The 23,613-nt window shown below is 47.8% G+C and carries 19 protein-coding genes; all 19 read left to right on the top strand.

Going from position 1 to position 23,613, the window contains the following annotated elements; genetic code table 11:
- The first annotated feature begins 31 nt into the window (after positions 1-31).
- The 19 genes from thpR (at position 32) to C1T21_RS15850 (ending at position 23,613) form a co-directional block, all read left to right on the top strand.
- On the top strand, positions 32-598 hold the full coding sequence (gene thpR / locus C1T21_RS15940) for an RNA 2',3'-cyclic phosphodiesterase (protein ID WP_103048935.1): 567 nt from the start codon (positions 32-34) through the stop codon (positions 596-598).
- 111 nt (positions 599-709) lie between these two features.
- Complete coding sequence (locus tag C1T21_RS15935; protein WP_103048934.1) at positions 710-1,522, top strand: cell wall hydrolase; 813 nt, start codon at positions 710-712, stop codon at positions 1,520-1,522.
- Between the two features lie 135 nt (positions 1,523-1,657).
- On the top strand, positions 1,658-2,341 hold the full coding sequence (locus tag C1T21_RS15930; RefSeq protein WP_103048933.1) for a metal-dependent hydrolase: 684 nt from the start codon (positions 1,658-1,660) through the stop codon (positions 2,339-2,341).
- A 463-nt stretch (positions 2,342-2,804) separates the two neighbouring features.
- On the top strand, positions 2,805-7,403 hold the full coding sequence (gene gltB, locus C1T21_RS15925; RefSeq protein ID WP_103048932.1) for a glutamate synthase large subunit: 4,599 nt from the start codon (positions 2,805-2,807) through the stop codon (positions 7,401-7,403).
- 321 nt (positions 7,404-7,724) lie between these two features.
- Positions 7,725-9,362, top strand: coding sequence for a sensor histidine kinase (locus C1T21_RS15920; protein WP_028543112.1), 1,638 nt, complete (start codon positions 7,725-7,727; stop codon positions 9,360-9,362).
- 116 nt (positions 9,363-9,478) lie between these two features.
- The gene (locus tag C1T21_RS15915; protein ID WP_103048931.1) at positions 9,479-10,117 is read left to right on the top strand and encodes a response regulator; all 639 of its coding nucleotides are present in this window, start codon (positions 9,479-9,481) and stop codon (positions 10,115-10,117) included.
- 281 nt (positions 10,118-10,398) lie between these two features.
- Positions 10,399-11,142, top strand: a complete 744-nt coding sequence (locus tag C1T21_RS15910; RefSeq protein ID WP_025720510.1) for a YveK family protein — start codon at positions 10,399-10,401, stop codon at positions 11,140-11,142.
- Positions 11,126-11,764 (top strand): CpsD/CapB family tyrosine-protein kinase, encoded by a 639-nt coding sequence (locus C1T21_RS15905; RefSeq protein ID WP_103048930.1) that lies wholly within the window; start codon positions 11,126-11,128, stop codon positions 11,762-11,764. The genes C1T21_RS15910 and C1T21_RS15905 overlap by 17 nt, the downstream gene beginning before the upstream one ends.
- Positions 11,765-11,803: 39 nt before the next feature.
- Positions 11,804-12,697 (top strand): UTP--glucose-1-phosphate uridylyltransferase GalU, encoded by an 894-nt coding sequence (gene galU, locus C1T21_RS15900; RefSeq protein ID WP_013309151.1) that lies wholly within the window; start codon positions 11,804-11,806, stop codon positions 12,695-12,697.
- 16 nt (positions 12,698-12,713) lie between these two features.
- Positions 12,714-13,412, top strand: coding sequence for a sugar transferase (locus C1T21_RS15895; RefSeq protein WP_013309152.1), 699 nt, complete (start codon positions 12,714-12,716; stop codon positions 13,410-13,412).
- Positions 13,412-14,347: a glycosyltransferase gene (locus C1T21_RS15890; protein ID WP_061830280.1), complete on the top strand. Its 936-nt coding sequence runs from the start codon at positions 13,412-13,414 to the stop codon at positions 14,345-14,347. The genes C1T21_RS15895 and C1T21_RS15890 overlap by 1 nt, the downstream gene beginning before the upstream one ends.
- Positions 14,348-14,357: 10 nt before the next feature.
- The gene (locus tag C1T21_RS15885) at positions 14,358-15,695 is read left to right on the top strand and encodes an O-antigen ligase family protein (protein ID WP_103048929.1); all 1,338 of its coding nucleotides are present in this window, start codon (positions 14,358-14,360) and stop codon (positions 15,693-15,695) included.
- Positions 15,696-15,699: 4 nt separating this feature from the next.
- A complete protein-coding gene (locus C1T21_RS15880; protein ID WP_028543109.1) occupies positions 15,700-16,470 on the top strand; it encodes a WecB/TagA/CpsF family glycosyltransferase in 771 nt (256 codons plus the stop codon).
- Positions 16,471-16,475: 5 nt separating this feature from the next.
- On the top strand, positions 16,476-17,918 hold the full coding sequence (locus C1T21_RS15875) for an O-antigen ligase family protein (protein WP_023987420.1): 1,443 nt from the start codon (positions 16,476-16,478) through the stop codon (positions 17,916-17,918).
- A 5-nt stretch (positions 17,919-17,923) separates the two neighbouring features.
- Positions 17,924-19,303: a lipopolysaccharide biosynthesis protein gene (locus tag C1T21_RS15870; protein WP_103048928.1), complete on the top strand. Its 1,380-nt coding sequence runs from the start codon at positions 17,924-17,926 to the stop codon at positions 19,301-19,303.
- Between the two features lie 22 nt (positions 19,304-19,325).
- Positions 19,326-20,165 carry a glycosyltransferase family 2 protein gene (locus tag C1T21_RS15865; protein WP_023987421.1) on the top strand — a complete coding sequence of 280 codons (840 nt, stop codon included), beginning with the start codon at positions 19,326-19,328 and terminating at the stop codon, positions 20,163-20,165.
- Positions 20,152-21,339 (top strand): glycosyltransferase family 4 protein, encoded by a 1,188-nt coding sequence (locus C1T21_RS15860; protein ID WP_103048927.1) that lies wholly within the window; start codon positions 20,152-20,154, stop codon positions 21,337-21,339. Before C1T21_RS15865 ends, C1T21_RS15860 begins: the two co-directional genes overlap by 14 nt.
- A complete protein-coding gene (locus tag C1T21_RS15855) occupies positions 21,336-22,484 on the top strand; it encodes a glycosyltransferase family 4 protein (protein ID WP_103048926.1) in 1,149 nt (382 codons plus the stop codon). Before C1T21_RS15860 ends, C1T21_RS15855 begins: the two co-directional genes overlap by 4 nt.
- A 28-nt stretch (positions 22,485-22,512) precedes the next feature.
- On the top strand, positions 22,513-23,613 hold the full coding sequence (locus C1T21_RS15850; RefSeq protein WP_103048925.1) for a glycosyltransferase: 1,101 nt from the start codon (positions 22,513-22,515) through the stop codon (positions 23,611-23,613).

Below are 23,613 nucleotides of genomic sequence, written 5' to 3'. Positions count from 1 at the left end.
AAATATCTATTAGGAAAGGAGATATAGGCTGATGAAAAATGAATCGCAAAGACTTTTTACAGCTATTGCTCTCCCGAATGAGCATAAGAAGAAGCTACATTATTGGGTGGAGCAGGATTTAAAAGACCTGACTTTTCGCAAATGGAGTGATTTCAGAGATTACCACGTGACACTTCAGTTTTTGGGTGATGTGGAGACCTCGGTTATACCGAAACTTGAGCAGGTTTTAGTTCAAGCTGCAGCTGAGCATGACCCGTTCGCACTCGGCATTGGAGAAGCAGGTTTTTTTGGGCGTGAAGAATTTCCACGTGTATTGTGGAGGGGAGTGACCGGGCAGCGTGATTCACTGGATCAACTGTACCAGTCCATACTCCAGGCTACCGAACCGCTGGGTTTTAAACCCGAGGAGCGACCTTATCGACCTCATATCACCCTAGCACGTTCGTACACAGGAGAACAGCCTATTCCACCGTCTATTTGGCAGCCAAATGACCGATGCAGCGAGCCATGGGAAGTGGGAGAATTTGTTCTATATGCAACCCGAATGGGTCAAAAACCAATGTACCAAATAATTCAAACATTCCCATTAATGAGGTGAAAGCCTTGATCTATCAGCGAATTTAGTGATATAGTGTTTCAGCGTTATTCAAAAAGCGCATTTTAGGTTACATATCTGAGGAATGTGCTTATAGTTAACGGGAGGAACATTATGGAAATCGTTAAAGAACATCGTTGGTTTGCACCTCTATTGAGTGTGCTGCTTGTTTGTATATTGGGGATAGGCCTCTACGCTGAGGTTCAGCAAACACAGAAAAATCATAAAAATACACCTATGCAATCTCTGAGCTGGTCAGGGAACTCTTCGTCTCCTACATATGGCGACAGGATGGGGACCCATAACGGGTCAAACAGGACAAGCCCCATCTTTGTCGCTGCTCATGGGCAGTCAAGCTGGAAAGAATTCATGCCGACTCCGTTACCCGCTTCCCAGATGAAGCAGGCGGAACAAGCTCGGAATAACGTTGCTACAGGCAAGAAAAAGCCTGAGGTCCAGCATAGCAAGTCCGCAATCCTAACCCCTCCTACAACCATCTACTTTACGAAGACAAAAATGCTCACGCAGGATGACAAGGCGTTGTCTACCTGGAGCTATCCTGTCTCCGCTAAAGAACTGCTCCTGCTGCAAAAAATAGTGATGGCAGAAGCAGAAGGCGAACCGTACGAAGGCAAAGTGGCAGTTGCCAACGTTGTCTTAAACCGGCTGCGGTCAGCCCCATTTCCCGATACGATTCAGGCAGTGATTTATCAAAAAGCGCAATTTAGTCCGGTCGCGAACGGGCGTCTTCGTCGTGTTCAGCCCAACCAGGACAGCATCCGTGCGGTTACTGCTGCTTTGAACGGCCATAAAGCCGTGCCTGATAACACCTGTTTTTTCCTGTCGCTTACGTTGGCCCAGGACCTTACGGTTCATCATTCGCGTACGAAGGTGAAAACTATCGGTCATCATACCTTCTACAAATAACAGCCCTTTCTAAACAATAGGGTTCAGCTTTGAGAACGAATTTTAGGGTACAGGTGAAGCCAGTATGCAAAAGAGGTATAATAGGTAAAGGAAAGTAACCAAAATAATGAAAGTGACAAAGGAGGCGTAGATGATATGAAAATCACATATTATGGACATTCAGTTGTACTGGTAGAGGCAGAGGGGAAACGGATTATTATTGATCCTTTTTTGACGGGAAATCCTAAAGCAACCGTACAGGCCGAGGATATTCAGGTGGATGCCGTGTTGTTGACACACGGTCATGCCGATCATTTTGGAGATGCTGTTGAAATTGCCAAGCGCAATGATTGTCCAGTAATCGCGGTCGCGGAACTGGCCGAATATTGTTCATCCTTGGGGGCCAAAGCTCACGGTATGAATCTGGGTGGAGGTCACCACTTTGACGGTTTCCATGTGAAATTCACACTTGCGTTCCACAGCTCATCTTTGACGGTGGACGGAAAACCCATTTACATGGGAGAGCCTGCGGGGATTTTATTGACCATGGGAGGCCAAACCTTTTTTCATGCAGGGGATACTGGCCTGTTTGGCGACATGCGTCTCATTGGGGAAACTAGCTCCATTGATGCTGCGGTATTGCCGATCGGAGATGGGTATACGATGGGACCGGAGGATGCACTGCTGGCAGCAAAATGGCTGCGTGCAAGCCGCGTAATACCGGTGCATTACAATACGTTCCCGGGTATTGAGCAGGACGGAGACGGCTTCTGTGATCGTCTGCACAAAGAAGGCATTGAAGGGAAAGCATTGAAGCCCGGCGAAAGTCTCGAATTTTAATACGGATATCTGATTTGCGGGAATACACTTGATGGTCTATAAACTCATCAAATCTCCTTTGTCAGCCTTTTCTGTTCCTTAGAGGAATAGGGAAGGCTGTTTTTTAAAAGTGAATATTTATACATAAAAATGAGATATTTTTGCATTGATACGTTGAAGCTGTAATGTAAAAGATTTATTATCACAATCATAAAAACTTTGAATTGCTAACATGATAGGTCAATGATAAAATGATAGAACTAATTAGATTCATCAGTGGAATCGACGTATTTTTCAAGTCAAGCCATTGCATAATTATTGAAAAACATACGCATTCAGCGGACCGTACCGCCTTGAATACGTCACATGTTTTGTCCCCCATTCCTCGTAGTTGTTCTTTGAGTTACCTCTTGTTGCCACTGTCTTCTATTCGGCCGCCTGTATTTCAGGCCAGCATGACTTTATAACAGAAAGGTTGCGTTCCATGAGACAGACAGGTTTACCACCCAAACAGGGTCTATATGATCCCCAATTCGAAAAAGACGCCTGCGGCATGGGCTTTGTTGCCCACATCAAGGGAAAACCATCGCACGATATTGTAAGTCAGGCTTTGACCATGCTCGTGAATATGGAGCATCGGGGCGGTCAGGGAAGTGAACCAAACTCCGGTGACGGAGCAGGGATTATGATTCAGGTCCCTCATCTGTTTTTTCAAGAGGAAGCGGAGCGATTGGGTTTCAAATTGCCAAAGGCCGGACATTATGGCGTGGGTATGCTTTTTGTATCCAATGATCCCAAAGTTCGTGAGGTACATGAGCAGAAGCTAAGAGATATCATCGTGGACGAAGGTCAAAATTGTTTGGGGTTTCGCGATGTTCCAACTTATGACGAAATGCTGGGGAAATCGGCAAAAGCAGCTAAACCGGGCGTGCGTCAGGTATTCATCGGTCGCAGTAGCGATTTGAAGGAAGAGCTGGACTTCGAACGGAAACTGTATGTCATTCGCAAACGTGCAGAGCTTGCTATTCGCTATAACCAAGAGGATGAGAACGGTGAGTCGTTCTATATTCCAAGTTTGTCATGTCGCAAGGTTGTATACAAAGGAATGCTGACAACCGAGCAGGTAGGCAAATTTTATCTGGATTTGCAGGATGAGCGGGTGACATCGGCGATCGCGCTGGTCCATTCCCGTTTTAGCACGAATACGTTCCCGAGCTGGGACCGTGCGCATCCTTATCGTTTTATGATTCACAACGGTGAAATTAATACTATGCGCGGCAACGTGAACTGGATGCATGCTCGCCAGGCACAGTTTGAAAGCGAAGCGTTTGGCGGAGATATCAAGAAGGTAAAACCAGTTATTAACCCAGATGGCTCCGATACAGCCATGTTTGATAATACGCTGGAGTTTCTGTATCTGAGCGGACGTTCCCTTCCTCATGTAGCCATGATGATGGTGCCGGAACCTTGGAACAAGCATGAAACCATGGACCCGAAGAAACGAGCATTTTATGAATATCACAGCACCATGATGGAACCGTGGGACGGACCGGCTGCGATGGCGTTTACAGACGGTATCCAAATCGGAGCCATTCTCGACCGCAACGGTCTGCGTCCTGCACGTTACTATGTGACCAAGGATGATCTGATCGCACTGTCTTCAGAGGCGGGTGTATTGGATATTGCTCCTGAAAATGTGCTCTATAAGGATCGTCTCCGTCCGGGTCGTATGTTGTTGGTTGATACCCAAGAAGGCCGTATCGTTTCTGACGAAGAGTTAAAGGAACGTATCGCTTCCGAGGAACCTTATCAGCAATGGCTGGATGAGCACTTGGTTGATCTGGATGAGCTGCCGGAAGCACTAGAACAGCCGGAGCCTAAACATGAAAATGTAAATCAGCTTCAGCTCGCTTTTGGATATACGTTTGAAGAACTGCGCAAAATTCTGGAGCCGATGGCACTTACAGGTGCAGAACCGATTGGTTCAATGGGGTACGATGCACCATTGGCGGTGCTGTCTGACCGTCCGCAACGTTTGTACAATTACTTTAAACAAATGTTCGCCCAAGTCACGAACCCGCCGATTGACGCCATTCGTGAAGAGATTGTAACGTCAACCGCAACTACGATTGGACCAGAGCGCAATTTGCTGCATCCAGAACCGGAAAGCTGTCGCCAGATTCGTTTGGATTCGCCGGTGCTATCGAATGAGGAGTTTGCCAAAATTCGCCACGTACACCGTCCTGGCTTCAAATCGATGACGATCCCGATCTTCTTTGAAGCGAAGGAAGGTGCTGAGGGCTTACGCAAGGCGCTGGAAGGATTGTTTGAGGCGGCTGACCGTGTCATTGACAAAGGTCATAACATCCTGATTTTGTCTGACCGTGGAGTGGATGCTGAAAATGCGGCCATTCCGGCGTTGCTAGCTGTTTCCAGCCTGCATCACCATCTGATTAAGCAGGGTACACGCACACGTGTGAGCATTTTGCTGGAGTCTGGGGAGCCAAGGGATATTCACCATTACGCGGTGCTGCTTGGTTACGGCGTGAGCGCGATTAATCCGTATCTGGCTTTTGAAACGCTGGATGTCATGATTCAGCAGGGCTTGCTGCGCGGCATCTCGCACGAAAAGGCAGTTAAAAATTATATTAAAGCGGCAACAAAGGGTGTCGTTAAAATATTGTCCAAAATGGGTATTTCCACGATTCAGTCGTACCGTGGAGCACAAATTTTTGAGGCTGTAGGTCTGAAGCAGGATTTTGTTGACCGTTATTTCACCTGGACACCTTCCCGCATTGGCGGTATTGGTCTGGAGGAAGTGACTACGGAAGCGCTGGTTCATCATAACCGTGCTTTCACTGACAAGGACGGCAACGACAAGGTGCTGGATTCGGGTGGCGACTATCAATGGCGCAACGATGGGGAGGAGCATTTGTTTAATCCGCAAACGGTGCATTTACTCCAGCAGTCGGTTCGCTCGGGTGACTACAAGTTATACAAGAAATACGCCAAGCTGGTGCAGGGTGAAACGGAACAGCATTTAACGATCCGCTCCATGCTTCAGTTGAAGCCTACGGGTGAGCCTGTGCCGCTGGAAGAAGTGGAATCCGCTGCATCCATTATGCGTCGCTTCAAGACAGGAGCCATGTCCTTTGGCTCGATCAGTCAGGAAGCGCATGAAGATATGGCGATTGCGATGAATCGGATCGGTGGCAAGAGCAATACGGGTGAAGGTGGGGAGAATCCTGCACGTTTCATACCGGATGCCAATGGCGATTCTCGTCGCAGTTCGATTAAGCAGGTAGCGTCGGGCCGATTCGGTGTAACATCGAATTACTTGGTGAATGCCGACGAAATTCAGATCAAAATGGCGCAAGGCGCGAAGCCGGGCGAAGGTGGACAACTGCCAGGACGTAAGGTATACCCTTGGGTCGCTGAGGTACGTGGTTCTACGCCAGGAGTAGGTTTGATTTCACCACCGCCGCATCACGATATTTATTCTATCGAGGATTTGGCAGAGCTCATCTATGATCTCAAAAACGCCAATCCGCGTGCTGATATTAACGTGAAACTGGTGTCAGAAGTAGGCGTAGGCACGATTGCTACAGGGGTCGCAAAAGGCCGTGCTGACATTATTCTGGTCAGCGGTTACGACGGTGGTACAGGCGCTTCCCCGCAAGGCTCCATCCGCCATGCGGGTATGCCTTGGGAGCTGGGTCTGGCGGAGACGCATCAGACGCTGATGCTAAACAACCTGCGCGACCGCGTGGTATTGGAGACAGACGGCAAGATGCTGTCTGGCCGCGATTTGGTAGTAGCTGCCCTGTTGGGCGCGGAAGAATACGGCTTCTCTACAGCGCCGCTCGTAGCGTTGGGCTGTATTATGATGCGGGTATGCCAAATGGATACATGTCCGGTTGGTGTGGCTACGCAGAATCCGGAGCTGCGTAAAAATTATATGGGCGATCCTGCCCATGTGGTGAATTTTATGCGTTTCATCGCAGAAGATGTCCGTGAAATTATGGCGGAATTGGGCTTCCGTACGATTCAGGAAATGATTGGACGTACGGATTGTCTGGATACCGTGAACGCCGATTCGCACTGGAAGAAGAAGGGCGTAGACCTGAGCTTGCTGTTGCATGTTCCTGAGTTGGAAGAAGGTAGTGTACGTTACCGCGTCCAACGCCAAAATCACGGTCTGGAAGAAACACTCGACATGCAGCAGCTCGTACCGATGGCTGCGGAAGCGCTGGAGAACGGAACGCCTGTTGAGGGTACCTTACCTATTACAAACGTGAATCGGGCGGTAGGAACGATTCTGGGCAGCGAGGTCACCCGTAAGTATGGAGCGGCGGGTCTGCCTGAGGATACGATTCGCTTTAACTTTATTGGATCGGCAGGTCAGAGCTTCGGGGCATTTATTCCGAAAGGCATTACGCTGAGCGTGGAAGGCGATAGCAATGACTATGTCGGTAAAGGGCTATCTGGCGGTAAGGTTATTGTGAAAAAGTCTCACAAAGCGACCTTTAAGGCAGAAGAGAACATTATTATCGGAAATACAGCCTTGTATGGAGCCACCAGCGGTGAAGCTTACATTAGCGGAATCGCAGGCGAGCGCTTTGCCGTTCGGAACTCCGGCGCACGTATTGTAGTTGAGGGCGTTGGGGATCATGGTTGCGAATATATGACGGGCGGACGTGTAGCTGTATTGGGTGGAACCGGACGGAATTTTGGAGCCGGAATGTCCGGAGGTATTGCATATGTCTATGACCCTGAGGGGACGTTCCTGAGCCGTTGTAATCTGGAAATGGTGTTGCTGGAAGGTGTGGAAGAACCTGCAGAAGCAGCGGATTTGCGCGGCTTGATTCAACGCCATGTCACTTACACGGGCAGTGAAGCGGGACAACGTATTTTGGATGATTGGCAGACTGCGATTCAGCAGTTTGTACGAGTGATTCCAAAGGATTACAAGCGTATGGTTGAACAGATCCAAAAAGAAGAGGCAACTGGTTTGAGCGGAGATGAAGCTCTGTTGGCAGCATTTGAAGCCAATATGCGTGAATTGGCGCGTGCCGGGGGATAAAATGTAGACTACCAAATTTACTAAAAAAAGACTCGCTGAATACCGCTGTTATAATCACGGTGGTACCAGCAAGTCTTTTTTAGGTTGCTAAAAGTGTGCTTTATTTCCTTGACAAACGTCATAAATTCTGACATTACCCCCAAAATGTTTTCCTGAAACGGTAAATATGTTATAAAAAGTACCAAATTTTTTGGAATGTAACCGTTTACGTAAGAGTTTATGTCTTGTTATTTATTTTTGGATTGGTTATGATTTTTTTAGAGTACACAAACAAACCTAATATGCCCATCGTCCCTTCAAAACACAGAATAGGGTGACAGGATGAAGTTGAGGAAGTCAGCAGAAGACAAAATGATTTTTTTATACCGTTATGTATCACTATCTTTAACGTCACTTGTTTTTCTGTTCGAATCATCGAGATTAATCGTGTGGCAGAAGCTATTACTGATTGGTTTTCTATTTTTATCCGTTACAGCATTTACTTGGATTTACCGCAAGTACAGACTTCATGATATGGTATTGAAATGCAGCATTGCGCTTGAAACAGCAGGGATCATTTTGTTGTTATTCCCAACCGGAGGGATGGATAGCCCGTTCAAATGGTATGTGATTACCCCCATGCTGGTGGCTTGTGCTCATCTGTCTATGAGATACAGTTGGACACTCCTCCTTTCTTATATCGGCTTGGTGCTTACATTTTGTTATATCTTTTTTACACCAGGTCAATATTTTTTGTGGGATCTTATATTGCAGAACATCAATTTGTTTCTGGTACTGATCGTAACTACGATGGCAATGCAGGTTATCGGCGTCATGAAGGACGAACTGAAGGTGGCTAAAGAACAAGCCAATGAGACGATGGATCATATCAAGTCGATTTACCACATCATGGAGACGACCAGCCACAATGAGGCTTTAAATCTCGGTCAGGTCATCTCAGACTATACTGTCAAGCTAACAAAGCAGAGCCGTGCATTTTTCTGGCTGGATAGTCAGGAGGAGGATGCACCGGAAAGCAGCCAGACAGGCTGGACGGTAGAGGAGGAGGAACAGCTATTCGAGGAGCTGGGGAATTATCGGGAGGAATTCAGGGAAGAGCGTGAACCATTTTTCAGACATCTGCCAGAATGGGGCGATTTCCTCATGATCACCGTACCGATGACGACCCGTTTTGTAGCGACGATTGGCCTCAAGCTGGGCCCGGATCAAAGTCTGACAGGAAGACGCTGGCTCGTGCAACAACTGATATTCTTGGCTGAGCTGAGCGCTGTGTTCTTGGAGCGCTATGAGCTGGAGCGTATTGAGAATCAGCTGATTGTGACGAATGAGCAGAACCGGATTGCAAATGAAATGCATGACAATGTTTCTCAAAGTCTTTTTGGTATTGTGTACGCAACGCATTCTCTCCGGCAAACCTGGTGTCATCAGCCAAAGGAGCAGGTGGAGGAGCAAATTGATCTAATTCAGCAATCTGCCAACCAAGCGGTTAGAGAGCTGAAAGGGGCGATTCATAGTTTAAGTTCGAAAAAAAGCGGAGGCTCAACTTGGTTAGGGACGGTAAAAAGTCATCTGCATACACTCTCCAAGCTGAACCATGTACAAATTGATTTTGACATTCATGGTGATCATTATTCACTTCCGTATTTGTACCAAAAGGCTTTGTTCCGCATCATTTCCGAAGCGGCGGGGAACGCAATCCGTCATGGATTGGCCAAGCGAATTGATGTGAAGTTAAAATTGACGCCCCAAGTGATTAGACTGTCTATTCATGACGACGGAGTAGGGTTTGAGACGGCGAGAATGGTAGCAGGAGGTGAGGCGGTCAGTGCAGGCGGGGGCCTGGGCATGATGAATATGGAATATTTAGCTCAATCGATGGGAGGCGAATTTGATATTTCAAGTCGAATCGGAGAGGGAACACAGATCCGATTGTCCATTCCGGTAAATGCTTATGAATGAGGATTTTGCAAAATCCTCGAATAAAATGTGTGAACATTCTGCAATACAAAATCTGCGGTAACAATCGGATACATAGGGATTATGCAAATCCTGAACTGTAGACAGGAGGCCGAATCATGAAAATTGTCATTGTCGATGATCATCCTTTAGTACGGAAAGGACTCGCTGCGGTTATATCCATGCAGCCCAATGTTCAGTTTGCGGGAGAGGCCCAGAATCAACAGGAAGCACTTGTGGTGATTGAGGAAACGAATCCGGATCTGGTGCTGCTGGATTTGAAACTAGCTGATGAATCGGGGCTGGATATTATCAAGATAGCACGCGGACGTGGTTTCAGAAGTAAATTTATTTTGCTGACCTCTTCCGCAACACGTGAAGATTTTCTGAAAGCAGAGGAAGCTTCCGTGGACGGTTATGTGCTTAAGGAAGCATTGCCTGAGGAACTAATTTACGCGATTCATCTTGTCAACAAAGGACGCAAATATTATGATCCGGCTATTCTCGAAAACAAGCTGCGTGAAGATGCGGGCAATCTGACCGACGACCTGACGCCAAAGGAAAAGGAAGTGCTGGTCGAGCTGGGACAAGGAGCTTGCAATCGTGAAATTGCATCCCGGTTATTTATCAGTGAGTTCACAGTCAAAAAGCATGTCAGTCAGATCTTGGCCAAGCTGCGGCTGGCGGATCGTACGCAGGCAGCATTGTATGCCAATGCCATTGGTCTGGCGAAGTACCAGCCAACAAACATGGTATGATGCGCTGACTCTATAAGCTACGCTGCACTTTCATGTGCGAGTGGTAGGAAAAGCCTCAAAATCACCAACCTTGGTGGTTTTGAGGCTTTTTTCGATTTCTTTTTCCATAATCGACAATGTATGGTACAAAAGTATACCATGCCGTATCCGAAAGTATACATTCCCCTCCCCCTGTAGTGAGGGAGAAAGTGCCATTCGGTTCCATGTCGTTCACAGAGCCAATTGTTACAATAAAGTCATACTTAAATATGAAGAGAAATTGTATAGGAGGGAGGATTTTTGTGGAGAAAACCATTTTGGATTATCTAGTCCTGATTAAAAGAAGATTGTGGCTGATTGCGATTTTTGTCATTCTCTCATGTGTAACAACATACATTGTGAGCGACAATGTCGTGAAGCCAGTCTATTCCGCTTCAAGCCAACTGCTGGTTAATCATATTTCCGCCAAGCAGGGGAGCAACAATCTGAACGACGTCAACACAAGTCTTAATTTGGTGGAAAGCTACAAGCAAATTCTCACTTCGCCTAAAATTATGGACGCTGTTGTAGCGACTCATCCCGAGTTCGGTTTGACGCAGCAGAAGTTGGCAGAGAAGCTGCAGATTAAATCCTCGGATAAAAGTCAGGTTATCGGCTTGACGTTTGAGGCAGGGAGCTATCCACAGGCCGCAGCGGTTGTTAACGCGGTAACCCAGAAATTCGTACAAACAGTTCCGGGATTGATGGAATTGAATAATGTGAAAATTTTAAATGAAGCGGACCCGCAGGCCAATCCTGACCCGATTAATGGGAACCCGCTCATGAATATTGCGATTAGTTTTCTCGTATCGCTGATGATTGCGCTGGGTACGATTGTGTTCCTGGAAAGCATTAACGGTACGCTGCGCTCGGAGAAAGAAGCGGACGCGGACATCGGTATTCCGGTAATTGCATCGATTCCAGTCATTCGCAAGAAGGATGTCGATGGAGCAGCCGGAAATTCCAAAGAACGGGTAGGGGAGCGTAAATATGCTGCGATTGAATGACATGTTGATTACAGAAAGTAATCCATCATCGTATATCTCGGAATCATTTCGATCCCTCCGTACATACATCCGGCAGCAGGTGATTGGGCAAAAGGACCGTGGCACGGTTCTATTGTTGACCTCGCCGGAAAGCGGAGCGGGTAAAACAACACTGCTCGCCAACATCGGAGTTTCCTTTGCACAAGAAGGCAAGAAGGTGGCTCTGGTGGATTGCAATCTGCATAAACCAGCGCTGCACGAGATATTCGGAATGGAGAATACCGGAGGTCTATCGGCTTATTTGCGCGGTGGGGCTTCTTCCAAGTCTATCGTTAGACATGGTGGCCTGGAGCTATCGATTGTTCCCGGTGGAGACACCCTGTACAACGCAGCAGATCTGCTCGGTAGCGAACGTATGGCTGAGCTGCTGGAAGAACTCAAACGTGAATATGACATCATTTTACTCGATTCGGCTCCGGCGCTGAATTATACGGATGCTCGCCTGATTGCAGGCTTAACGGATGGTGTGATTCTCGTTGCTAGACATGGTCGTACAAAACGGGAAGATCTACGCAAAACAAAGCAACTCATGGAGCAGGCCAGTGCGACGCTGGTTGGAATTGTGATGAATCAGGTGAAGTAAGCAACACCAAAATTCGATGAAGCAAGGAGAATGAGTGCGATGACGAAAAGAGTGAAAAAGGCCATTATTCCAGCAGCAGGGTTAGGTACGCGCTTCCTCCCTGCCACAAAAGCGATGCCTAAGGAAATGCTTCCGATTATCAATAAGCCTACGATTCAATATATCGTGGAAGAAGCGATTGCTTCTGGTATTGAGGACATTATTATCGTTACGGGTAAAGGCAAACGTGCCATTGAGGACCACTTTGACAACGCATTTGAGCTGGAATCCAAACTGCTCGAGGACGGTAAGCTGAAGCTTCTGGAGGAAGTACAGCGTTCTTCGGGAGTGGAAATTCACTACATTCGCCAAAAAGAACCCAAAGGTCTTGGACATGCGGTATGGTGCGCAAGACGCTTTATCGGGGACGAGCCGTTTGGTGTGCTGCTGGGCGATGATATCGTAACAGGTCAAAAGCCTTGCCTGCGCCAGCTGATGGATCAGTATGAGGAAACTCAAAATTCGGTTATCGGTGTGCAGCGGGTACCGCAGGAGTTTACGAACCGGTACGGCATCATTGAACCGGATCAGCAGGACGGACGCTTGTACCGAGTGAATAATTTTATAGAAAAACCGGCTCCAGGCACAGCACCATCCGATTTGGCTATTATGGGTCGCTACGTGTTCTCGCCGAAAATTTTCAAATATCTTGATCTTCAGGAAAAAGGAGCTGGCGGCGAAATTCAGTTGACGGATGCGATCCAAAAGCTGAATCAGAGTGAGCGTGTGTACGCCTATGATTTTGAAGGCACACGTTATGACGTAGGTGAACGTCTTGGATATATTTTAACCACACTTGAATTTGCGCTTGCCAGCGATGATTTGAAGTATCCGGTTATGGAGGCCATGAATGAATGGTTGAAAAAGACCGAGAAAGCAACCACGGCAGGTTGAGAGGGGGTACGTCAGCATGAGCATGGAAAATTTACCGGAGGACGGCGAGGCTGTCATGTCAGGTAAAGCGTTTTACATGCCATACGGAAATACACAAATTCAGGATAAAACGTCCTACCTGGTCACAAAACGCCTCCTTGATATGCTGCTGTCGTTCGTGGGCTTGATCGTCTTGCTTCCGCTGTTTGTAGTGGTAGGCGTTTTGATTAAGCTCGAAGACCCAAAGGGAAGCGTGTTTTTCAAGCAAACTCGGGTGGGCAAGAATGAGAAGTTATTCGATATGTATAAATTCCGTTCAATGGTGTCCAATGCTGAGGAACTGAAAAAGGACTTGATGGAGCTGAATGAAGTGAGCGGCGCCATGTTCAAAATTAAAAACGATCCTCGGATCACGAAAATTGGCAGTTTTCTGCGCAAGACGAGTATTGATGAGATTCCGCAGCTGTGGAACGTGTTGGTCGGCGACATGACCTTAGTCGGTCCGCGTCCGCCGTTGCCCAGCGAGGTCGAGCAATATTCCGATTATGATAAGCAACGCCTGATTGTAACACCGGGATGTACGGGTTACTGGCAGGTGAGCGCACGTAACAGTGTAGGCTTCGAAGAAATGGTGCAAATGGATTTGAAGTATATTCATGTTCGCAATACGTGGCTCGATTTGAAAATCATCATGAAAACAGGCGTTAAAATGCTGTTCTCCAAGGATGCTTACTGATGGATGCATTCAAGCGATGTCCCGCAGTGTCCGTCGTTATTTGCACCTATAACCGGGCGGACCTGCTGGAGAAAACGTTAATGTCCCTGCTGGAGCTGGAAGACCTTGCACTGGCTGAGATCATTGTGGTCGATAACCGATCCACCGATCATACAGCAGCGACGATCAAAAGGTTCACCGTCGCCCATGGTCAGAATATCCATCTCCGATATCATTATGAGCGCGAACAAGGACTGTCTGCTGCTCGTAATGCAGGCATTACGTTATCAAGAGCGGAAGTCATTGCTTTTCTCGATGATGATGCAATTCCGTGTGTTACATGGTTGCAAACGATTATGTCAGCATTCGGGAACAATCCTGAGCTGACGGCTATGGGTGGGAAAATCGACCCTATGTTTGAGACGGAACGACCGGGTTGGCTGACAGGCCCGCTTGAACTGCCTTACACGATTATTGATCTGGGCAAAGCCGTTCGTGAATATCCGTCGGGACTGAATCCATTTGGAGCGAATATGGCGATGCGCAAAACGGCTTTTGCCGCCGTTATGTTCCCGCTTCATCTAGGCAGAAAGGGAGATATCCTTCTATCTGGTGAAGAATCGTGGGTATTCGAGCAAATCCGTAAAAATGGTGGAACGATTATGTATCATCCACACATGTCTGTGGAACATTTTGTGCCGGCTTCACGGTTAACGAAAGAATGGATCATGAACCGCTACTATTGTCAGGGCATGTCTAACGCTGCTCAGGCCGTAGGTCTGCGCGGCAACGCGATGCTGATGGCGAAGACGGCAGCCAAAGTGTTATACATCACTGTGGATTCCCTGCTGGCGCGTAGTGAGGGCAGGAAGCTGTTGAACCGGTGCAGGCTTGAAAGTATCCGTGGGACGCTGGATACACTGCGCAACCGGAAAAGCGAGTCAGCTGCGGGGTGAAAGATGGAACATGAGTAACTATCCTTGGACTACTAGAATAAACACCATACAGCATGTTTTTATTTTTCTACTGGGCGCTCTTGCTGTAGGAATTGCGGCTACCTATCAGCCGGTGGTCAGTATTGCGGCGGTATGTTTACTGCTCTTGCTGGCTGTTTCTATCCATCATCCAGAGCGCATCAGCTACGCTGTTTTGCTAAGTATAGCAGTCTCAGTCGATTCTCTGTATCAGGGTGGCGTGTTCGGTATTGAGATTTTGTCATTGTACAAATTGGGCATTTTGGCTCTGCTGGTGCCGTGCATGCTCGTGTATGGCATACGTCTCAAGTTCAGCTATCCGGTCTGGGCATTGGTGATCATGCTGGGGATCACATTTGGATTTTCAGCATGGCTGCCTTTGTTAACGACCTCGATTGCCGTCAAGGCGTTCGTCGGTTTATCACTCCCTTTCTTTTTTTTACTGATCCAGTGGAAAAAGGATGTAGCAGAAAAGCATATCCGACTGATCAGTCTGTTGCCCATTATTAGTGTGGTCATTGGACTGGGTTTGCAGGTTCTAGGGCTGCATTCGTTTACGGATGTAGAATTTACGGGCGCAGTCAGAGTACAAGGAGCGAATATACCGCCGCATCTGGCAATGCTCTCCTTTCTCGGAATTGCCGTCTCTCTAATTGAGGTCAAGCGTAAACCCAAGCAAGCCGCTTTTTATTACACTGTGTTGGCACTGAACTTTCTGATTCTGATCGCCACCGGTACACGTGGACCGATTCTGGCATTGTTATTAATGTTTGCTGTGTATCTGTTTGATATTGCCCGTCAGTACCTCAAGGGGAAAGTCAATTATTTGCTACCGCTGGCCGGATCGTTTTTGGTTGCTCTGGGGGCGGTGGCCCTGCAATGGAACAATTTAAAAAAACGCTCCTTCGAACGGGAGACCGATACAGGCATTGACCTGTCGGGACGCTCGGAGGCATGGGAATATTTTTTGAACAGAGTACATGATTACCCTTGGTCAGGGAGAGGTCTTGGCGCGGTAACGGTCGCGAACGACGGGACATTATTCAATGGCTTTGTTGTACCGCATAACGAGTATATACGCTTTTATTTTGACACGGGATATATCGGTTGCGGGCTATTAATGCTTTCATTGCTGATCGTGTTCGCTCTCATTTACCGGTCGCTTGCCAAGTCTATCAAACCTTATTTTGCAAGCTTAATTGCAGGCTTTCTGATCTACTCGTTTTCAGATAATACGTTGTCGACGGTTCAGATGATTATTCCATTTTGCTGGTATTTGAACGCGTTATACCAGACATCTACTCAAACCGATTTTCGCAAAGAGAAGTGATACGATGAGCAGAGTGAACATGTTCGATGTCAACTTTGATAATTACGATTTTAATGATCTACTCGAATTTATAGATACTTCTATTGAACATCAGCGTCATTCCTACATTTTGACCTGTAATGTCGATCATGTGATCAAGCTTCGCAAGGATGATGAATTCCGCAAGGTGTATTCGGATGCCGGAGCTGTAGTGGCCGATGGGATGCCTATCATATGGGCGTCTAAGTTACTGAAAAAACCCCTCAAACAAAAGGTGTCCGGGTCAGATTTGTTCACTCGGCTGGGAGAGGCTTTTGAAGATCGAGGCTATCGTTTATTTTTTCTGGGTGCAGCTGACGGTATTCCTGAGAAGGCTATGCTCAATCTCCAGGAATCTTATCCGAACATGAATGTGGTGGGCTGTTACTCTCCTTCTTATGGCTTTGAGAAAAACGAGGAGGAGAATAGGCACATTATCCAACTGCTTCAAGAGGCTCGCCCGGACATCGTTTTTGTAGGTGTAGGCGCACCTAAACAGGAAAAATGGATCTACAGATATTATGAGACTTACCGCGCTCCGATTTCGATTGGGGTGGGAGCGACCTTTGATTTCCTGTCGGGAAATGTGAAAAGAGCACCGGAGCTGATGCAGAAGACGGGATTTGAATGGTTCTGGAGGTTGTCTCAGGAGCCTAAACGATTGTGGAAAAGATATTTGATTGAGGATTCCCAATTTCTCGTTCTGCTGTTTAAGGAGATGTTCAAGCGGAAGCGGATGAAGGGAGGTCAGGGGTGAGAAACATGAGTCGGTTGGCAGATCAGCAGATTTCCGTTTGGCTAGGAAATCGGCGTGGAATCAGCATGATCGGCATGGGATTGCTGGCTTGTATGCTGCCACTCGCCATCGGATTTGTCAGCGCCAAGATGAATCCCACCATGAGCCAGCAGGGAGCCATATTGCTGGCGCTCGTTTTTCCGGCCTTCCTGCTGGCGATCCTGCAATCGCGGCTACTGATTCCTTACACACTGGCAGTGTGGGCAGTAGGCCCGGAAATCCGCCGCATTGCGGATTGGATGGAGGGAACATATCACTCGGTTTCCTTGTTGAGCGTGGCACCGCTGCTGGTAAGCAGTATGTTGATTATTCCTGTGTTGCGAGGCATTCATCAGGCGGAAAAACCCTTGACCCGAATTGCTGTATTTTTCGGCATAGAATTGGCCTACGGAAGTGTGGTCGGGTTATTCAAAAATGGTATTGTTTTTGCTTATGATTTAGCCAATTATGTGGTTCCTTTGATCCTGTTGCCTTATCTTGCGATTAAGCCCATGAAGGCGAAGGAGCTGGACCGACTGTTGTATTCATATGCCAACATTGCTGTTCTTGTGGCAATTTACGGCATTATCCAGTACTTGACGGTGCCTCCGTGGGATGCATTTTGGATGAATCATGTAGAAATGAATTCCATTGGTGTTCCAGAACCACTTCAAATCAGAGTATTTTCTTCCATGAACTCGCCCGGTCCCTGCGCTATTTTCTTGGCGATGGCACTGGTACCCATGCTAATGGAAAAACGTTGGCGTGGCACTTTGGGATGGATCGGAATCCTGCTGACGGTCGTTTGTCTCTTAATCACGCTGGTACGTTCAGCCTGGCTAATTGCATTCGTCATGTTGCTGGCTTACATTCTCAGTTCATCTTCCAAGGGAAAGTGGAAAACCTTGTTTCAACTAGCTATAGTTGGCCTTCTTCTCTACATCATTGTTCCAAAACTTCCAGGGGCAGAAGGTTTGGTGGCTCGCATGCAGACGCTGACGGATATTCAGCAGGATCATTCGTACAATGAACGTTTGGATTTACTGCATACGATGCTTCCGGCGATTGCTGGCAATCCGGTCGGGCAGGGGATCGGGAGTGTAGGAATCGGAACCAAGCTTGATAACGGCGGCGATCTCGGCGAACTTGGGATTATGGATAATGGATATATCGCCATTTTCCTCACCTTCGGTATTTTCGGGGCATTCTTTTTCTTCGGTGGTCTGTTCGTTATCATCAAGCGCCTTCTCGCCCGTATTGCCGCACGAGATGCCAGTCAGCCTTATATCAGACTGGCGTTGGCTACGTGGGCCGGAGCTGTAGCCAGTCTCATATCAGATAATGGTTTCCCCGGTATGCGCGGCTATCTGATCTGGATGATGATCGGAATAGGACTATGGGCAAAAGATGTCATCGCGGAAAGAAGGTAAAGGCTGTGCAAAACTTACAAGCATTATCCGCACCTGTCCGGACACTATGGTCCACAGTGATTCGGTTTGCCAAAAGCAAGGATAACAGCTCCGCAGCAGTAAAAACGATGATATTCAGTATGCTGATTCTCGTCGTGAATATGCTGACTGGTGTGCTAACGGCACGATTCCTGGGTCCTACTGGACGCGGGGAACAGACAGCGATGGTGAACTGGTCTCAATTTCTCGCCTTCTGCATGAGCTTCGGTGTCCCGTCTGCATTGATTTACAATGCGAAAAGGAAACCGGAGGAAACGGGCAAGCTGTATGGTCTGGCCTTGCTGCTGGCTACCATGTTCGGGGGCTTGGCGACACTCGTCGGAGTATTTCTAATTCCTTATTGGCTGCGCTCTTTTTCTTCATCGGTCATACTTTTCGCGCAGTGCTCCATGATGATGTGTCCGCTCATAGCGATTTCACAGATCAATAATGCATTGCTTCAAGTTCGCTCGGAATATAAGCAGTACAATTTATTCCGGTATCTGGTACCGCTAAGTACACTGCTGGGTCTAGCGATTCTGATCCTAACCGGAAATATGAATCCGTACACCTCGGCATTGGCCTATTTACTGCCAGGCTTGCCGATTTATATCGGTGTCACGATACGAATGATTCGGCTGTACAAACCAAAGGTAAAGAACAGCTGGACGCAATTTAAAAATCTCTTTACCTACGGTATGGGTTCATACGGAAATGATCTCATGGGGCAGGTTTCCACTTATATTGATCAGATTTTGATTGCGGGTCTGCTCAGACCCGCTGATCTCGGTTTATATGCAGTAGCGGTCAGCTTGGCCAGGATGGTGAATGTATTTTCTACCTCGATCATTGTCGTGCTGTTTCCCAAAGCCTCTGGTCTGAATAAGGAAGAGGCGGTGGCCATAACATTTCGGGCATTTCGAGTGACATCAACGGCAACCTTTTTGGCTGCGGTGATGCTGATGCTGATTGCTCCGTTCGTATTTACATTGTTATATGGTCAAGAGTTTAAACAAGCACTCACGGTATTCCGGTTCTTGGTGCTTGAGGTTGCTATCAGTGGAGGGACCATGGTGCTGGCACAACAATTTATGGCGTTGGGTAAGCCCAAGCTGGTTACCATTCTACAGGGTGTCGGATTGGCGCTCGTCATTCCATTGCTGTCCATACTCGTGCCGAGATATGGATTGACGGGTGCAGGGATAGCAATGCTGTCTTCGGGGATTCTACGGTTCATTTTCATTTTATGTAATGTTAAATTCGTTCTGAAAATGAAGATTCCAAGACTGATTATTTCCAAACAAGATTTTCAATGGCTCCGATCAACGATGTCACACTACATCCGGAAAAAGCCAGTTAACGGTTAGATAAAGAAGGAGGCACCCGCTAATGAACCACATGTCTAGCGTTCCCGCGGACAACCGGATATCCGTAGTTATTATCGCTCAGGATGATGGCACTCGAATCACAGCCGCCATTAAATCCTGCAAGCCCTTTGCGGACGATATCGTCGTCATTGACGGAGGGAGCAAGGACAATACGATTCAGGTAGCTGAATCCTTGGGCTGTCGGGTGTTTTCTAACCCGTGGCCCGGTTATGCCAAGCAGCGCATGTTTGGTGTTGAAAAAGCGGAATTTGATTGGATATTCCTGATTGATACGGACGAAGTAGTGGATGCAGAGTTGCTTGGAGACTTGTTGAAAGTTAAGGAAACACTCCACGATCCGGCCAAAGCATATTCCGTATTTCGGATTGGAGATTTTCTCGGTAAATGGATGAACAAAGGCGAGTACCTGGTTCGTTTGTACAATCGGCGTATTTATGGCATTACGAATAGTCTTGTTCATGAAATGCCGGATGTAGCCTCTTCCCAGATTGTCAATCTGGAGGGCGTGTTATGGCACTACGGCTTCCGCAGCATCAGTGATCATATGACCCGTTTTAACAAATATACAGATCTGGAAGCAGAGACGGCATTTAACAAAGGAAGATCCTTTCGGATTACCAGACTGTTGTGGCGGCCTCCTGCCCGCTTTGTACAGAAGTATTTTGTCCAAGGCTTATACCGCAAGGGATTGGCGGGTTTTGCCGTAGCAGTATTCTGGGTGATGTATGAGTTTCTCGTCTGCTTCAAGCATTATGAGCTAACCAAGCGGCGAAAAAAGATAGAAATCGTGGATGACGGACATACCGAGCAGAAAGGAGAAACCAGCTATGTCGTACAATAACGGATTTCGTATTGCGGCAACGGGGCTTAGCTGGCCGTCCTTGCAGCCAGGAGGCCTCAACACATATTTCAAATCCATCTGTGAGCAGCTTACGTTAGAGCGCAATACGCTGGATGCTCTAATCTGTAGTGACGAGCAGCCGCAGGCGCCCGACCGTATTCGGATTCATTCGATAGGCAGCAAGCAGCAATCCATGTGGAAGCGTCGAGAGCTAATGCAAAAATATGCAGCAGAGCTGTTCGACAAGCAACCGGTGGATGTACTGTATTCACATTTTGCCCCCTATGGTGTCGGACCGGCGCTGGAGGCGAAAAAAAGAGGAATCCCGGTAGTTACCACCTTTCACGGACCGTGGACGGAGGAAATGAAGATTGAAGGACAGGGCATCAAGCATTTGCTAAAAACGACGTTGGCCAAATCCATTGAGATGAAGGCATACGGACTGGCGGATAAATTTATAGTGCTAAGCGAAACTTTTCGGGATATTTTGCATGAGCACTATAAGGTTCCACTCAGCAAAATTCATATTATTCCAGGTGCTGCGAATGTAGAAAGGTTCCACCCGGCAGAGGATCAAGAAGCGGTGCGGAAGCGCCTGAATTTGCCGCAAAATGCGACGATTGTGCTAACCGTTCGTCGTCTTGTTAATCGAATGGGACTACTACAGCTACTGGAAGCATGGCGAAGAGTAACCGAGCGTCATCCTGATCATGTGTTGCTGATTGGAGGGAAGGGCCCCTTGATGGAAGAATTGGCTTCCAAGGTGGCGGAATACAATCTTCATAACCATGTAAGGCTGCTCGGTTATGTGTCGGATGAGGAGCTTCCACTGTACCACCAAGCATCGAATTTGTTCGTTGTACCCACACAGGCACTGGAAGGTTTCGGTCTGATCACAGTGGAGGCGATGGCCTCGGGACTGCCGGTGCTGGCGACTCCTGTGGGTGGCAACAAGGAGATTTTAAGAGGATTCCGTCCCGAGCTTTTGTTCAAGGGAACGGATAGTGAAGCCATTGCTGAAGGGTTGCTGCGTGTGCTGGATCATCGTGAACTTCTACCGAATGCAAGGGAATGCCGGGACCATGTCCTGAGCAGATATACATGGGGACATGTAGCGGAGCAGGTGGAAGAGGTGTTCCGACAGGTCCTTGATAGAAAGGCGGCGGCGAAATGATGAGAGTAGCTTATATTGACCATACGGCAAGATGGAGCGGCGGCGAAGTCGCTTTGTATAACATACTGACGAATATCGGGGAACATATCGACCCACTCGTTATTTTGGCAGAGGAGGGCGATCTGGCAGATCGGCTTCGGCAGCGTGATATTGATGTGCGCATCGTTCCATTGGACGATTCGATTCGCAATCGGGGACGGAATGCCGTGAATCTAGGTGCGCCTGCAGCAGCTTTTCGTTTGCTGGCTTACGGTAGAAAACTTGCGCCCTTGCTGCGTGAGGAAAAGGTCGTGTGCGTTCACACGAACTCGCTCAAGTCTGCACTGTATGGTACAGTAGCCGCCAAATCGGCGAAGTTGCCCTTGATCTGGCATATCCGTGACCACATCGGTCCGCCGTATCTGAAGCCGATTGTGGCCAAAGGGATTCGGCTGATGTCCCGCTTTTTGCCCAATGGAGTGATTGCTAATTCCAAGTCCACGCTGAGTGCGTTGGAGTTACCCCCGGACAAAAAGACGCTTGTCGTTTATTCCGCTTTTGCCAAAGCAATTACAGCACGTGACAAGGCTGCCCATGTACGTGGTGATGACTCGTTTAACGTCGTATTGGTCGGCAGATTGGCGGAATGGAAGGGACAGCATATTTTACTGGAAGCAGCACGCTCCTTTTTACCGGATCAGCGCGTGAAATTCTGGCTGGCTGGAGATGCGTTGTTCGGAGAAGAGGAATACAAGCAACGATTAGAGTCCACGATGCGCGAATACGGGTTGGCTAACGTCAATCTGCTGGGACACGTCGATGACATTCAAGGCCTGATGCAGCGTTGTGATTTGCTGATTCATACCTCTATTACACCAGAACCATTCGGTCAGGTCATTATTGAAGGCATGGCTGCGGGTCTCCCCGTGATTGCTTCCAATGAGGGTGGACCCAAGGAAACGGTGGTACCCCATGAAACCGGGCTGCTTATTGAACCGGGTGATCCGGCTAAGCTGGAAGAAGCCATCCGCTGGATGTTGGAGCATCCACAAGAACGTCAGCAGATGGGTGAGAGAGGGATGGAACGGGTCAAGAAGCATTTTGTCATCGAGAACACAGTTAAGGATATAGTTCATTACTATAAGGGTTTGTTGGCAGGAGTCTGACCGACATTCGCGTTAAAGGATGATTCAGATGAAAATAGCGATAGCACACGATTACTTAATCCAAATGGGCGGAGCGGAAAGGGTAGTAGAGGTATTCCACGATATGTATCCGGATGCTCCTATCTTCACAACGGTGTTCAGCGACGACCGCCTGTCGCGTAACTTGAAGGATGCGGATATTAGAGCCACTTGGCTACAAAAAGTCCCAGGAGTGAAGGACAACTTCAAAGGAGTGCTGCCGCTGTATCCCATTGCTATCCGTGATTTTGATTTTAGGGATTTCGACATTGTTTTAAGCTCCAGCAGTGCATTTATGAAAAGCATCCAGGTACCCAAACATACGTTTCACATTTGTTATTGTCACACACCGATGCGGTTTGCCTGGGATTACGATACATATATGGCCCGGCAGTCCAAATCCAACCTGCTCAAAAACATGCTCAAGCTGTACATGAACCGGTTGAAAACATGGGATGCCAAAACTTCTCGCAACGTAGACCAGTTTGTCGCCAACTCTTCGGTTGTTAAACGAAGAATTTTGCACTATTACCAAAGGGATTCGGATGTGATTTTCCCACCTATTAATACATCCCGTTTTAAACGCGCTACAAACATCGGTGACTATTACCTGATCGTATCCCGATTGGTGTCCTACAAGCGCATCGATCTTGCGATCGAAGCATTCAAACGTAACGGTCTCAAGCTGCGCATTGTGGGTGAAGGACCGGATCGTAAACGACTCGAAGGTATGGCTGCCCCGAACATTGAGTTCCTCGGCAGGCTTGAGGACGAAGAGGTTAACAAGCTGATGGCAGAATGCCGAGCGCTCGTTTTTCCGGGTGAAGAGGACTTCGGTATTACGCCTTTGGAGGCGAATGCGGCCGGACGGCCTGTCATCGCTTTTCAGGGCGGGGGAGCGCTGGATACGATTGTTCCTCATGTGAACGGCGTATTTTTCCGCAAGCATCAAGTAGAGGATGTGCTGGAGGCCGTCGAAAAGGTTGAGCAACATGCATGGAATGTGGACGATATCATTACCCATGCGCGCAAATTTGATGAAGAAAACTTCAAGGATCAATTAAAAAAGTATGTAGAACAAGCCTATGTGAACTTTCTAAAAGGAGGATGA

Origin of the sequence: Paenibacillus sp. F4, from assembly GCF_002894905.1 — a bacterium.
GTDB classification, from domain to species: Bacteria; Bacillota; Bacilli; order Paenibacillales; family Paenibacillaceae; genus Paenibacillus; species Paenibacillus polymyxa_B.
The sequence above is the reverse complement of the archived record's forward strand: the minus strand, read 5'-3'. Positions and strand labels throughout refer to the sequence as shown.